The following is a 13,775-nucleotide window of genomic DNA, read 5'->3' as shown; positions in this document are numbered from 1 at the left end:
CTCTCTGTGGCTCAAACCGGTCAGCTAGTTAGGCCCTCGGTTCCCGGAGCTCCGCGGTAATGACTGATTATTCCGAACGGCAAAGCGCCATCGACGCCCACGGCATCATTGGCGACATGCGCAGCGCAGCGCTGGTCAACGACAAGGGCAGCGTGGACTTTTTCTGCTGGCCGGAATTCGACAGTCCATCGATTTTCTGCGCGCTGCTGGACAGCCCCGAAGCCGGCATCTTCCAGCTGGCCCCGGACCTGCCCGACGCTCGCCGCGAGCAGATTTACCTGCCCGACACCAACGTCCTGCAAACCCGCTGGCTCAGCGATCACGCGGTGGTCGAAGTCACCGACCTGCTGCCCATCGGCGACAGCGAAGATGATTTGCCGATGCTGATGCGTCGAGTGCGAGTGGTCAGCGGACAAGCGACGATCCGCATGCATTGTGCCGTACGGCATGACTATGCCCGGGCTCACACCAAGGCCCGGACACGGGGTCAGAGTGTGTATTTCGAGGCCTCCGGTCAGCCGGCCCTGCAACTGTGTTCGGATCAGCCCTTGAGCATCGAGGGCAATGCAGCGGTTGCCGAGTTCACCCTCGAACAGGGCCAGGGCGCCGAGTTCCTGCTCGGCGGCGTTGACGATGCACGCTTCAAGGAAGGCGCCGCCGCATTGTGCCTGGAACGCACCCTGAAGTTCTGGCGCGACTGGATCGGCCAGTCCAATTATCGCGGTCGCTGGCGGGAAATGGTCAATCGCTCGGCCCTGACCCTGAAGCTGCTGACCTCACGCAAACACGGCGCCATCCTCGCCGCCGCGACCTTCGGCCTGCCGGAAACGCCCGGCGGCGAACGCAACTGGGACTACCGCTACACCTGGATCCGCGACGCCTCGTTCACCGTCTATGCCTTCATGCGCCTGGGCTTCGTCGAGGAAGCCAACGCCTACACGCGCTGGTTGCGCGGTCGGGTCAGGGATTGTCACGGCAAGACCATGAAACTCAACATCCTCTACGCCATCGATGGCCATCAGGAACTGCCGGAAGTCGAACTCTCGCATTTGTCCGGCCATGGCGGCGCAACGCCGGTGCGTATCGGCAATCAGGCTTACGATCAAATCCAGCTCGACATCTTTGGCGAGCTGATGGACGCGGTGTATCTGGTCAACAAGCACGGTGAAGCGATTTCTCATGAGGGCTGGAAACACACTGTGGAGGTGGTTGATCAGGTCTGCGAAACCTGGCAGCAAAAAGACGTTGGCATCTGGGAAATGCGCGGCGAGCAGTATCACTTCCTGCACTCGCGATTGATGTGCTGGGTGGCCGTGGACCGGGCCATCCGGTTGGCGTCCAAACGCTCACTGCCCGCCCCGTTTGCCCGCTGGGACCAGACCCGTCAAGCGATCTACGCCGACATCTGGAGCAACTTCTGGAACGAAGAACGCGGGCATTTCGTCCAGCACATCGGCGGCACCGGCCTCGACGGCTCGATGCTGCTGATGCCGCTGGTGCGCTTCGTCAGCGCCAAGGATCCGCGCTGGATCGCGACCCTTGAAGCCATCGAGAAAAGCCTGGTGCGCGCAGGCATGGTCTACCGCTACCGCAACGACGACAGCCAGATCGACGGCCTGCCCGGCACCGAAGGCGCCTTCGCCGCGTGCTCGTTCTGGTACGTCGAATGCCTGGCCCGTGCCGGCCAGGTGGAGAAGGCGCACCTGGAGTTCGAGCAATTGCTGAAGTACGCCAACCCGCTGGGGCTGTATGCCGAAGAGTTCGACAGCCATGCCCGGCACCTGGGCAACACACCGCAAGCGCTGACGCACCTGGCACTGATCAGCGCGGCGAGTTTCCTGGATCGGAAATTGAGCGGGGAGAAAAACTTCTGGCAGCCTTGAGACCGAGTCGTCTTCTTCGCGGGCAAGCCCGATCGCGGTACCGCTCGCTGCTACAGATGCACACCGTTCCAATTGTGGGATATGTACACCGTACAAAACTGTGGGAGCGGGCTTGCTCGCGAAGGCGATTTCACATTCAGCATTGATGTCGCCTGACACACCGCTTTCGCGAGCAAGCCCGCTCCCACAGGGGATCAGCTGTGTGGCGCGGGTTTTGGCACGTCGACGTTATCCAGGGTGGTGGGCGGTACGCAGGTTGGTCAACCGGGAAGTCAGGCACCCGGCGCACTCGAAAGTGCCCCGCGCACAGCCCACCGCGAAGCATACCGACAAGCGCACGAAAAAGCGCCGACATGCTCACGTTGGCGCTTGTACGCCTGACATTGCACGGGTGACCAAACCCGGCCGCTGAATTGGCAGCGACCCGGAAAGACTATCGGCTCCCTTTCCTAACCTACAACCGCCAAAACGCGTCGGAAATATCCCCTTTTACGACGTTTTTTGTAGGACCGAGGCTACGCCCGATGAACTTAAACACGCTCCATCTGACACTGCTGACCTCCTGTGGCGAGGGAGCTTGCTCCCGTTGGGGCGCGCAGCGGCCCTGAAATCCACAACCAAATTCCTCCAGAAGCACCGCATTTGCTGGCTTTGCGGCTGCTGCGCAGCCGAACGGGGGGCAAGCCCCCTCGCCACAGAACCAGGCAGGCCGAACCTACAATCACTAAACAAAACCAGCCCAATCAACACGCGGTAACTCATTCCTACATCCAGAAATACCTTGTTGCCAGCGCTTACATCCATCCCTACCATCCACGTCAACGGGCACAGCGGAGCTGTCCAACAAAACCCGAATTCAAGGAACCAGAATGACCCAGCGTATCCATCGCAGCATCGACACCCCACTCCGATCAGGCCTGAACCGGGATGAACTGTGGGAGGGCCATGACAAAGGCCTGATCAAATGCTGGGAAATCGGCCGCCAACGCGCCGCCCGCTTCCCCGACCTCGCCCGACAATGCCTCACTGGTGAACTTCCGGTGCTAGGCTGGAAAGGAGGCGTCAGCCGCAGTCTGAAAAAACTCGAAAAATACGGATCCCTCAAATACCTCGCCCAATGGCAGGGGTTGCGTGGGGAAGATCTGGATATTGATTTGAGCGCAGAACGGGCGTTGACCTGTTCCAGAACCAAAATGGTCGTGACGTTTACGCCGGACCGGTCGAAGTATTTCAATCAGGTGGCGGACGTGGAGGCTTAAGGAGAAGGACGCATGGTGGACCTGCATCAGGAATTTCAAAACAGCGGTTTCTTCCACGAAGCACGGATTGATCGACGCTCGGCTGACGCACTGGTGGGAATCGCCGCCGGGCTCGCTGCCGACGGTACGATCAACCAGCAGGAAGCCGAGTTTCTAAAGACCTGGATCGAAACCCATTTAAGCCATCTCGGCGATCCGGTGGTGAATATCCTCTACAAACGCCTCGCCGGCATGCTGAGCGACGGCGTGCTTGATGCCGAGGAGTCTGGCGAGTTGTTGGAGATGCTTCACCAGTTTGCAGGCCTGCCGATTGGTTCTGCCCAAACGTTCACTGCGCCGACCAGTCTTCCTCTCGACAACCCGGCGCCCTCTTTAAGTTGGTCTGACCGAGTGTTCCTGTTTACCGGGATCATGGCTTACGGTCCGCGCAAGGATTGCGAATCACTGATTATTGAACGTGGCGGGCTTATCGGCGGATCCGTCAGCAAGAAGATCCACTATTTAGTGGTAGGCAGCATCGGCAATGATCAATGGCTGCATAGCACCTACGGGACCAAGATCAAAAGAGCCGTCGAACTGAGAGAAAGTGGTGTGCCGATAGCGATCATCAGTGAAGAATATTGGCAAAAGGTGCTGTTCGGATAACCCATTACAGCCTCTATGGAGTGTCCAATGAACAAGGACGTGCAGATCCAATTCACCAAAACTCCAAGTTTGATTCTCGCCTACGAAGCACACGGCCCCACCACCGGCGACCCGGTCATCCTGCTCCACGGTTTCCCCTACTCCCCCCGTGCCTACGACGAAATCGCCCCGGCCCTCGCCGCAAAGGGCTACCGCGTTATCGTCCCGTACCTGCGCGGCTACGGCCCGACCCGTTTCAACTCCCCCGACACCCTGCGCTCCGGCCAGCAAGCCGCCCTCGCCCAGGATCTTCTGGACCTGATGGACGCCCTCGCCATCAAACAAGCCGCTCTATGCGGTTATGACTGGGGCGGTCGTGCGGCGTGCATTGTTGCGGCGCTATGGCCGGAGCGAGTGCGCTGCCTGGTGACCGGGGACGGTTACAACCTGCAGAACATTCCTCACTCCACCCAGCCTCTGGACCCGCAGACCGAGCATCGCCTTTGGTATCAGTACTACTTCCACACCCCGCGCGGTGTTGAAGGCTTGACCCAAAACCGCCGGGCACTGTGCGAACTACTCTGGACATTGTGGTCGCCGACCTGGGCCAACAATGCCGCGCGTTATCCCTTGAGCGCACCAGCCTTCGATAATCCGGATTTCGTCGAGGTGGTGATTCACTCGTATCGACACCGGTTCATGTATGCGCCCGGCGATCCGGCGCTGGAGTGGATGGAAGAAGCGTTGACCCAGCAACCGGCAATCAGCGTGCCGACGACTTCCCTGTGCGGCGCCGATGACGGTGTCGGCCCCGCGTCTGAAATCGATGAAGACGCCGAGCGTTTTACCGGCCCTTATGAACGCCGAGTATTGGCGGGCGTCGGGCATAACATTGCCGAAGAAGCGCCCGAAGCGACCCTCAAGGCATTACTGGATCTGCTGGAGGGCTGACGGAAAAGCGCTCGCGGTAGGCTTGCGGCGTCACGCCCATGGCTCGCAGAAAACTGCGGCGCAGGGTCTCTTCACTGCCAAACCCGCATTGCACCGCGACCCGTTTGATCGGCACACCGGTGTCGCTGAGCAGCCGTCGCGCGGTCTCGACCCGAATCAGTTCAATGGCCCGCGCCGGGGTCTGGCCGGTGTCGGCGCGGTAGTGACGAACGAAGCTGCGCTCGCTCATGCCGGCCTGCAAGGCCAAGGTCGGGATGCCGAGGTCTTTGGTTAGATTTTCGCTGATCCAGGCATGAAGATCGTCGAAGCGGTTGCCTTCCTTTTGCAGGGACAGGGTCACGCTGAACTGCGACTGCCCCCCCGGACGCTTGAGAAACACCACCAGTTGGCGGGCGACGTCCAGAGCCATGGTTCGGCCAAGATCTTCCTCGACCATCGCCAAGGCGAGGTCAATGCCCGCGGTGACCCCGGCCGAGGTCCAGACCGGGCCGTCATTGATGAAGATCGGGTTGGGTTCGACCTGTAGCTTGGGATGCTGCTGCGCCAATTGCTCGCAACGGGTCCAGTGCGTGACCACCCGCCTGCCATCGAGCCAACCGCTGGCCGCCAGCAAAAACGCCCCGGTACACACCGACGCCACCCGCCGACAACCCGTCGCATGCTCACGCACCCAGGCCACCAGTGACTCATCTTTCGCCGCCGCGTAAACGCCCCAGCCACCAGCAATGATCAAGGTGTCGCTGCCCCGATCCGGCAACGGCTCAGCCAACAGCGCCAACCCCGCCGACGACATCACCGCCCCACCACCGCTGGCAATCACCGACGGCGCGTAGGGCGACGGCAAACCTTGCTGGCGGGCAATGTCGTTGGCCGAGGCAAACACCTGCAACGGCCCGGTGACGTCGAGCACTTGCACGTTGGCAAAGGCCAGCACGTGAATGGTTTTCGGGTTGTTCGGCATATTTGGCGTAATTCGTGGGGTTATTGGCGTATGCGCCAGATCCTACGAGCCTACAGTGAAGCCGTCTACCCCAATCAGGAGAAAAAAAGCCATGACGTTGCAGATCGGTTTTCTGTTGTTTCCACAGCTTCAACAACTGGACCTGACCGGCCCTTATGACGTGCTGGCCTCGCTGCCGGACGTGAAGGTGCACCTGATCTGGAAGGACCTGATGCCAGTCACCGCGAGTACCGGGCTGGTGTTGAAACCGACCGCCACCTTCGACGATTGCCCGCCGCTGGATGTGATCTGCATTCCTGGCGGCGGCGGCGTCGGGCCGTTGATGGAGGATGACGAAACCCTGGCTTTCATCAAGGCCCAGGCCGCCAACGCGCGGTATGTCACCTCCGTCTGCACCGGTGCGCTGGTGCTTGGCGCGGCGGGGTTGCTCAAGGGCAAGCGCGCTACCACTCACTGGGCGTATCACGAATTGCTTGGGCTGTTGGGAGCGATTCCGGTGAACGATCGAGTGGTGCGCGACGGCAATCTGCTGACCGGCGGCGGGATCACCGCGGGGATCGATTTTGCCCTGACCCTGGCGGCTGAATTGTTCGATAAGGACACCGCGCAACTGGTGCAGTTGCAGCTGGAATACGCCCCGGCGCCACCGTTTGCTTCGGGCAGTCCCGAGACAGCGCCGGTCAGCGTGCTGGAAGAAGCCCGCAAACGCGCTGCCGCGTCGTTGAAACTGCGCTCGGAAATCACCGAACGTGCAGCGGCGAAACTCGCCCGCCAGTGAAAGAAACGGCTGCGGGTGCTATCGCCCCCGCAGCCAGTCACTCAGGTCGACCATTGGGCACAAACAGCTCGAACGAGTCATCACCATAAGCCCGCTCCACTTTAGCGATCACCACTTGATAACCCGCGTACCACTTGCGGTACTGACGCTTGGCCTCCAGGTGCCTGGGATGGCTGGCGAATTCCCGTATAGAGGTTTCGTCCTGCCAGTAGTAACTGGCGTTGACTAACTCGCCATCGGCCGAGCACCAGGATTGGGTGCCGACAAACCCTTCGATGCTGATCGCGACTTCGTCGATCAACGCGCTCAACCGGTTGAACTCCTCGTCCCGTTGCCCGGGTTTGTAGATAAACGATGCGATGTACATGCAGAGGTTCCTTTTCAGCGAATGAGTCAGGCCGGACGAGTCATCAGGACTAGCCGGACGGCGAGCAACAGCAGTACTGCGGCCAGCCCCAATGACTGCCATTTGGCGAATGTCGAAGTACTGGAAACAAGCCGGCTGACCGTACTGCCGAAAACCCCGAGCAGGGTGTGAAACACGCCACTGACCAGGGTCAGCACCATGCCCAGTAGCACCAGCTGTACGGCAATCGAGCCCCGCTGCGCGTTAACGAATTGCGGCAGGAACACCATGAAAAACAGTAAAGCCTTGGGGTTCAGCAGGCTGTTGAGCATCGCCCGGATCAGCAGGGTCTTGAGCGGCACCTGCGCCACATCCGACGTGCCGCTGGCCGATGTTTTTTGCAATGCCTTGAACGCCAGCCACAGCAGGTACAGGCCCCCGGCATAACGGATCAGGTCGAAGGCCGGCGGCCAGCTGGCAACCAGTGCCGTAACACCCATCGCAGTCAGCGCCGTCAGGATCAGATCGGCCAGGCCAATGCCCAATCCTGACGCCACACCACCGCGCCAGCCATAACTGGCGCCATGGCTGATCACGAAGGCCATGTTCGGTCCGGGTGACAGCAGCAACAACATCACCGCGCCGACGAAAAACAATAAGTTCGCAGGGTCAATCACAGCGAAGTCTCCGTCCTGGAAAGCCTGTAGATTAGAACGCCAATCTGATACAAACAAAAAATTGATCCAGATACAAAGAGCACTCACCCATGACCCGTATTCGCTACAAACGCCTGGTGGATCAGTTCGCCGGGAAGATTCGCAGCGGTGAACTGCCACCCGCCACACAGTTGCCGCCCATTCGTGCGTTGATGCAGAGCGAGCGGATTGCCCTGGCCACTGCATTGCGGGTCTATCACGAGCTGGAGGCGATTGGCCTGGTGGTCGGCGAAACCGGCCGTGGCACCTTTGTACGCGACACGTCCTTGCCACGCGGACTGGGGCTGGAACAGCAACCACTGGGCGTCGGCATGGTGGACCTGACCTTCAATTACCCGTCGGTACCCGGTCAGGACGAGTTATTGCGCGAGGGTTTGCGAGCGATTGCCGCCTCCGGCGATATCGATGCGCTATTGCATTCCGCGCCTCAGGGCGGACGCGCACATGAACGGCAGACGGCGGCCCGGCATTTACGCAATCGGGACATTCGGGTGGGGGGCGATCAGGTGCTGATCGTCAACGGCGCCCAGCAAGGTCTTGCCGTGACGCTGATGGCACTGCTCAAACCGGGAGATATTCTGGCCCTCGACGCCCTCACCTACCCTGGCCTGAAAACCCTGGCCCAGGCCCATCGGCTGGACCTCGAAGCCCTGCCGCAAATCGCCGGGCACACCGATCTCGACGCCCTGGAAGCGCTGTGCAAACGGCGCCCCGTGCGGGCGCTCTACAGCATGCCAACGATGCACAATCCGTTGGGGACGGTGATGTCCATCGCCGACCGTGAACGCCTGGTGCAATTGGCCGAACGCTACGACTTTCTGATCATCGAAGACGGCGCCTATGCCTTCCTCGCCGAACCGGCACCCAAACCGCTGTTTACCTTGGCCCCGCAGCGCACGCTGTATATCAGTGGTCTGTCGAAAAGCGTTGCCTCGGGCCTGCGCATTGGTTTCATCGTTGCACCGAAAGCGATGATGCCGGTGCTGGAACAAGCCATCCGCGTGTCGACATGGAGCACCCCGTCGCTGACCGTTGCACTGGCCTGCCACTGGATCGATAGCGGCGAAGTCGACAACCTCGAAGAGCAAAAGCGCCTGGACGCCCGGCAGCGACAAGACCTGGCTCAGCAAATCCTGAAAAATTGCGAGCTGGTGGCGCATCCCGGTTCCTACTACCTTTGGCTCAGATTGCCCGAAGGATTACGGGCCGAAACGGTGGTTGCCGAGTTGGAACGTAAAGGCGTGCAGGTGACCAGCGCCGAACCCTTTGCCACGACCACTCATGTGCCGCCTGCCCTGCGGGTGGCCATGGGATCGATCAGCCTCGACGTGTTGAAGCGCGCCCTGGAGACACTGTGTGAAGTCGTGGACATCTGACAGACTTTTCTGACGCCCATAAAAAAACCCGCCTAAGCGGGTTTCTCAAGACCATTGCGACATCCTGTCGGCAGCCATCCTGGCGTATGGTCGATCATCCGTGATCCTGAGCACGTCCTGTGCTTCAGTTGATGGATCCAGATTAAACGCATCGGCGAAGCTTAAAAAGACGACATACCACTGGCTGCGTGTAAGCCATTGACCATTCAATGCAGGTTGCAGTTTTCTAAAGACGAAAAAAAACCCGCCGAAGCGGGTTTTTCCCAAGACCATATCGACTCCCTGTCGGCAGCGATCCTTGCTATGGTCGATCATCCGTGACCCTGGAGCACTTCCTGTGCTTCAGTTGATGGAGCTAGATTACCCTTCGGATCCAATCCGAAATAGACGACATAGCTACTACCGCGTGTAAGACATTCGCTATAACCGCCCCTCCGAAAACCCTTAGATCGATCAGCCATCATGCGCTGAAGCCACGAGTTTCATGGCCTGCAGCCATCAGCCGCCCTGACGCTCGTGGTCCTTGGTGTCTACCAGAAATTTTTCGATATTGCTCATTTGCTCATCCCAACCCCGGCTGTCCATGCGGAACGCCTTGAGCCTGCGCGATTGAGGGATGTGATCAAAACCGGACTCGACGACCGTCAACAACGTGCCTTCGTCCATATCCTGGAGTTCGAACTTCACCAGCGTGGTGGGCTCCTGGGAGTAATCGGTTTCCGGCTCCACCGCATACGGGTGCCAGCGAAATGAAAACACCCGCTCCGGCTCGACCCGCTCCACCAGTACATTCCACAACAAGTGCTCATAACCAGGATAAGTAATCTGCCCCTGGGTCCACTCGCCGGCGACAAAGCGCTTACCTTCGAGTGCCACGCCGAACCATTGCCCAAAGGCTTCGGCATTGGCCAGCACGCGCCAGACCTGCGAGCGCGGCACCTTGAGCAGGATTTTCCTTTCGATGCGATCTGATGCTGGGTTCATAAGTCACCTCCTGTATTGAACAGTAGGCCCGTAAAGACCATAAGACCAACCTAAAAGTTGTATCAAATGGGTGCCGCAATCACCCGTACCTGAAATATTCGGCCTTAGTTCTGGCCATAAGTTCTGGTTTGGAGGGGGAGTCAGCGGGCTGAAACTGCTAACGTTTGCAGCGACGTGCCCCCTTACAAGGAAGATTCATGCAGCCTTCACTCACGGAACGTTATCGTGCAACCAGGGAAACCCCATGAATAATCTGCATGGCAGCTGCTTGTGCAAATCCGTTGAATACGAACTTGATGGCCTCGACATGCCCATCAGTCACTGCCACTGCCACACCTGCCGCAAGGCACACGCAGCGGCATTCGCCTCGACGGCCGGGGTCATGCGTGAGCATTTTCGCTGGATAAAAGGACAGGACCGGCTAAGCACCTATGAGTCGTCGCCGGGCAAGCTTCGGCATTTCTGTTCGATCTGCGGATCGCATCTGATGGCGGAGCGCTTGGCCCAACCCCATGTAATCGTTCGCGTGGCGACTCTCGACGATGATCCGAAAATGACACCTCAGGCTCACATCTGGACGTCCCATGACGTGCCCTGGCTTGAATCTGAATCGAATGAGAAATGTCCTGAATGGCAGACATAGTTTCCGGACACGCCACAAGTGCAGCATCAGGCTGCTGATTTGTTGACTGGCGGCGCCCCGCTACACTGCCCCCCAACTTTCCATCACCACTACGAGCCCACCATGCCCCCACGTTTTCTCCTTGCGTTGACGCCGCTGCTGTTCACCACCGTGGCGCATGCCATCGACTGCGACAACGCCACTGACCAGTCGACGATGAATCAATGCGCGGCGCAGCAGAACAAGGCCGCCGACAAGGAGCTGAATGCGCTTTACCAGCAGATCACCACACGGCTGAAGGACGACCCCGACGCGAAAAAGCTGTTGGTCGGTGCGCAGCGCTCATGGATTGCGTTTCGCGATGCCGAGTGCAAATTCTCGGCGTCCGGGGTGGCGGGTGGCAGTGTGTATCCGCTGATCTACAGCAACTGCACCACCGAGCTGACCAAGGCGCGAGTCGATGCGTTCAAGACTTACTTGAAGTGCCAGGAAGGGGATTTGAGTTGTCCGGTACCTGAGGCTTGATGCTGCGGTGTGCTTGAGGGCCTCTTCGCGGGCAAGCCTCGCACCTGCAAGGGGCTTGGCGGTACACAAATTGTGTGTTCTCCAAAAATCCACCCGACAACTTGATGTTGCCGATCTGCTTCAGGCTATAGAGTGTTCGGCGGTGGCCGAGTCTTCCTTCTCGGCTTCGGGAGTCACGCCGCACCACCAACGTGGTGCGGCGTGACGCAGGCTCAACGGTAAAACGGCGCGTGAATGCCTTTATGAGCCTCGATTTCTTGCCGCATATCAGCCACCAGTGATGCGATCGCGTGGGGGCTATCCAGTGTCCATACCGGAACATGGGTGGCCACCAAATCCACTTTCCCGGTCATGCAATCGCAGACCCGAATTGTCAGGGACTGGTCCGCCTCCATGCTGCAAGTGCACACAGCCGGCAAAAAACTATGTTCAATGATGTTTTGAATTTCCAGGGTTGAAAGGAACATCGCTACCTCCATTACGCCAGGTGTATGGCCGGGCAAATGCTCCCTCATTCACCCATTAGCCGGAAAATTCTAATCCTCAATAACGGGTGTCTCAAGACCGTAACAGGTTGCTCATCGTCTCGTTGGTGATCCTTAGACGTGAGGATCTCCCGACGCTTTGCCCGGCACGGCGTATTGCGGCTTCAGGTGGCCGTCCTGATCGAGCAGCCAGGCGTCCATGATCTGCCGCACCACGGGACCGGCGACGCGACCACCAGCCTCGCCGTTCTCGATCATCACCGAAATGACAATCTTCGGATGTTCGGCCGGGGCGAAACCGACGAACAAGGCGTTGTCACGGTTGCGCTCCAGGGTTTTAGCCCGGTTGTAGCGTTCACCCTGCTTGATTGCCACCACTTGCGCGGTGCCACTTTTGCCGGCGATGCGGTACTGAGCCCCCGCCGCTGCCGCTCGAGCAATCCCGCGAGCATCGTGCATCACCATCTGCATGCCGTGGTTGACCTGCTCCCAGTCACGCGGGTCTTTCAATAGGATGTTTGGCATTGGATGCTCATCCACTGGTGCAACACCGTCCACGGTCTTGGCCAGGTGCGGCCGGTTCCAGACACCTTTGTTGGCGATCAGTGCAGTCGCCTGGGCCAGCTGCAGCGGCGTGACCTGCATGTAACCCTGGCCGATGCCGAGGATCACGGTCTCACCCGGGAACCATGCCTGACGGCGCGTGGCACGCTTCCAGGCTTGCGATGGCATCAAACCGGCAGACTCTTCGAACATGTCCAGCGAGACTTTCTCGCCGAGACCGAACATGGCCATGTAGTCATGCAGGCGATCGATACCCAGCTTGTGGGCCAGGTCGTAGAAGTAAGTATCGTTGGAGCGCATGATCGCCGCGTCCATGTCCACCCAGCCATCGCCACTGTGGTTCCAGTTACGGTATTTATGATCGAAATCCGGTAGTTGGTAATAACCCGGATCGAAGACGCGGGTCTGCGCAGTGACCACCCCGGCGTCGAGGCCGGCAATAGCCACTTCCGGCTTGATGGTCGAGCCCGGCGCGTAGAGCCCACGCAGTACACGATTGAACAGCGGCCGGTCGATGGAATCGTGTAGCGCCGCGTATTCCTTGAAGCTGATGCCGGTCACGAACAGGTTCGGGTCGAAGCTTGGCTTGCTGACCATCGCGAGCACTTCGCCGGTCGACGGGTCGAGAGCGACAACCGAACCGCGACGATCACCCAAGGCTTCCTCGGCAGCTTCCTGAAGTTTGACGTCGAGGCTCAGAACGATGTTTTTGCCGGGGATCGGATCGGTGTGTTTGAGCACTCGCAGCACGCGGCCCTGAGCGTTGGTTTCGACTTCTTCATAACCCACATGGCCGTGCAACTCGGGCTCGTAGAATTTCTCGATGCCGGTCTTGCCGATGGTTTGGGTGGCACGGTATTCCACCGTATCCAGGGCTTTGGATTCGTTCTCGTTGATTCGGCCGACGTAGCCGATCGAGTGTGCGAAGTGTGCGCCCATCGGGTAGTGGCGAACGAACTGTGGCTCTACGTCGATCCCTGGCAGACGGAACTCGTTGACCGCCAGCACGGCGATCTGTTCTTCACTGAGTTCGTAGAACAAGGTGACGGGCACGAAGGGGTGTCGAGCCTGCTTCATTGCCTTGTCGAACAGTGTGCGGTCTTCATCTGGCAGGTGCAGGAGGTTGACCACCTCATCCAGCTCTTCTTTGACGTCGGAGGCGCGTTCGCGGGTGATGGTCAGGTTGAAACTGGGCCGGTTGTCCGCCAGAAGCACGCCGTTGCGGTCGTAGATCAGCCCGCGGGTAGGAGCGATCGGCAATACGTGTACACGGTTGTTTTCGGAGATCGTCGAGTGGTAGTCGTACTCGACCACTTGCAGAACATACAGCCGCACCACCAGCGCGCAGGTGATAGCAACGACGAACAAGGCGCAGGCCATCAGTCTTTTATTGACCAGGCGCGTCTCTTTTTCGTGGTCCTTGATTGGTATCGGTTCAGGCATTTCTGCAGCAGCTCTTTGACTGTAGAGGAGGTGCCGATTCGTAGGCTTGAAATCAGCCCGTGCAAAAGGGCTGCACCATTCCAAAAACGGCATGGATACTTTAGCGCCCGTTCTCCCGAAACTTCATGAACAATGCAGCTTTACCCAAAATAGCCAGCACGGCACTTTCCTGCGGGCAAAACAAAACCCCTACCTGCATACGCAGATAGGGGTTTCGGAATTTAATCTTGACGATGACCTACTCTCACATGGGGAAAC

The 13,775-nt window shown here is 59.2% G+C and carries 16 protein-coding genes; 9 read left to right on the top strand and 7 right to left on the bottom strand.

Annotated features, from left to right (window positions below):
- The first annotated feature begins 59 nt into the window (after positions 1-59).
- The 4 genes from ACZ9IM_RS24110 to ACZ9IM_RS24095 all read left to right on the top strand — a co-directional run bounded on the left by ACZ9IM_RS24110 (position 60) and on the right by ACZ9IM_RS24095 (position 4,717).
- Positions 60-1,883 carry a glycoside hydrolase family 15 protein gene (locus tag ACZ9IM_RS24110; protein ID WP_476225112.1) on the top strand — a complete coding sequence of 608 codons (1,824 nt, stop codon included), beginning with the start codon at positions 60-62 and terminating at the stop codon, positions 1,881-1,883.
- 869 nt (positions 1,884-2,752) lie between these two features.
- Complete coding sequence (locus ACZ9IM_RS24105; protein WP_123497975.1) at positions 2,753-3,142, top strand: hypothetical protein; 390 nt, start codon at positions 2,753-2,755, stop codon at positions 3,140-3,142.
- A gap of 12 nt (positions 3,143-3,154) precedes the next feature.
- On the top strand, positions 3,155-3,787 hold the full coding sequence (locus ACZ9IM_RS24100) for a BRCT domain-containing protein (protein WP_427627194.1): 633 nt from the start codon (positions 3,155-3,157) through the stop codon (positions 3,785-3,787).
- A 27-nt stretch (positions 3,788-3,814) separates the two neighbouring features.
- Positions 3,815-4,717: an alpha/beta fold hydrolase gene (locus ACZ9IM_RS24095; RefSeq protein WP_476225110.1), complete on the top strand. Its 903-nt coding sequence runs from the start codon at positions 3,815-3,817 to the stop codon at positions 4,715-4,717.
- Here ACZ9IM_RS24095 and ACZ9IM_RS24090 read toward each other — a convergent pair.
- Positions 4,686-5,678 (bottom strand): GlxA family transcriptional regulator, encoded by a 993-nt coding sequence (locus ACZ9IM_RS24090; RefSeq protein ID WP_427627197.1) that lies wholly within the window; start codon positions 5,676-5,678, stop codon positions 4,686-4,688. The genes ACZ9IM_RS24095 and ACZ9IM_RS24090 overlap by 32 nt on opposite strands.
- A gap of 91 nt (positions 5,679-5,769) precedes the next feature.
- Between ACZ9IM_RS24090 and inhA the strand changes: the two genes are divergently transcribed.
- Positions 5,770-6,456, top strand: a complete 687-nt coding sequence (gene inhA, locus ACZ9IM_RS24085; RefSeq protein ID WP_427627199.1) for an isonitrile hydratase — start codon at positions 5,770-5,772, stop codon at positions 6,454-6,456.
- Between the two features lie 37 nt (positions 6,457-6,493).
- Here the strand turns inward: inhA and ACZ9IM_RS24080 are convergent, their stop codons facing one another.
- Together ACZ9IM_RS24080 and ACZ9IM_RS24075 are read right to left on the bottom strand one after the other, a co-directional pair.
- On the bottom strand, positions 6,494-6,823 hold the full coding sequence (locus ACZ9IM_RS24080; RefSeq protein ID WP_008013488.1) for an antibiotic biosynthesis monooxygenase family protein: 330 nt from the start codon (positions 6,821-6,823) through the stop codon (positions 6,494-6,496).
- A 26-nt stretch (positions 6,824-6,849) separates the two neighbouring features.
- Complete coding sequence (locus ACZ9IM_RS24075) at positions 6,850-7,479, bottom strand: LysE family translocator (protein ID WP_427627202.1); 630 nt, start codon at positions 7,477-7,479, stop codon at positions 6,850-6,852.
- A gap of 89 nt (positions 7,480-7,568) precedes the next feature.
- On the opposite strand from ACZ9IM_RS24075, the gene ACZ9IM_RS24070 reads away from it, so the two are divergent.
- The gene (locus ACZ9IM_RS24070; protein ID WP_476225109.1) at positions 7,569-8,894 is read left to right on the top strand and encodes an aminotransferase-like domain-containing protein; all 1,326 of its coding nucleotides are present in this window, start codon (positions 7,569-7,571) and stop codon (positions 8,892-8,894) included.
- Between the two features lie 45 nt (positions 8,895-8,939).
- On the opposite strand, the gene ACZ9IM_RS24065 is transcribed toward ACZ9IM_RS24070, so the two are convergent.
- Entirely contained in the window at positions 8,940-9,209 is a 270-nt protein-coding gene (locus tag ACZ9IM_RS24065; RefSeq protein WP_476225108.1) for a hypothetical protein, read from the bottom strand.
- A gap of 183 nt (positions 9,210-9,392) precedes the next feature.
- Positions 9,393-9,878, bottom strand: a complete 486-nt coding sequence (locus ACZ9IM_RS24060) for an SRPBCC family protein (protein ID WP_038982309.1) — start codon at positions 9,876-9,878, stop codon at positions 9,393-9,395.
- Between the two features lie 244 nt (positions 9,879-10,122).
- On the opposite strand from ACZ9IM_RS24060, the gene ACZ9IM_RS24055 reads away from it, so the two are divergent.
- On the top strand, positions 10,123-10,521 hold the full coding sequence (locus tag ACZ9IM_RS24055; RefSeq protein WP_476225107.1) for a GFA family protein: 399 nt from the start codon (positions 10,123-10,125) through the stop codon (positions 10,519-10,521).
- A gap of 102 nt (positions 10,522-10,623) precedes the next feature.
- A complete protein-coding gene (locus ACZ9IM_RS24050; RefSeq protein ID WP_427627212.1) occupies positions 10,624-11,025 on the top strand; it encodes a lysozyme inhibitor LprI family protein in 402 nt (133 codons plus the stop codon).
- Between the two features lie 212 nt (positions 11,026-11,237).
- Here ACZ9IM_RS24050 and ACZ9IM_RS24045 read toward each other — a convergent pair whose 3' ends face one another.
- Together ACZ9IM_RS24045 and mrdA are read right to left on the bottom strand one after the other, a co-directional pair.
- The gene (locus ACZ9IM_RS24045) at positions 11,238-11,492 is read right to left on the bottom strand and encodes a DUF1652 domain-containing protein (protein ID WP_123497993.1); all 255 of its coding nucleotides are present in this window, start codon (positions 11,490-11,492) and stop codon (positions 11,238-11,240) included.
- A 132-nt stretch (positions 11,493-11,624) separates the two neighbouring features.
- Positions 11,625-13,517 carry a penicillin-binding protein 2 gene (gene mrdA, locus ACZ9IM_RS24040; RefSeq protein ID WP_476225106.1) on the bottom strand — a complete coding sequence of 631 codons (1,893 nt, stop codon included), beginning with the start codon at positions 13,515-13,517 and terminating at the stop codon, positions 11,625-11,627.
- Between the two features lie 46 nt (positions 13,518-13,563).
- Here mrdA and ACZ9IM_RS24035 point away from each other — a divergent pair.
- A partial coding sequence (locus tag ACZ9IM_RS24035) for a hypothetical protein (RefSeq protein ID WP_427627216.1) occupies positions 13,564-13,775 on the top strand: 212 nt, incomplete at its 3' end.

It is taken from the genome of Pseudomonas sp. TE12508 (assembly GCF_056279485.1).
Note: the sequence above shows the minus strand (reverse complement) of the source record. Positions and strands in the feature narration are given on the sequence as shown.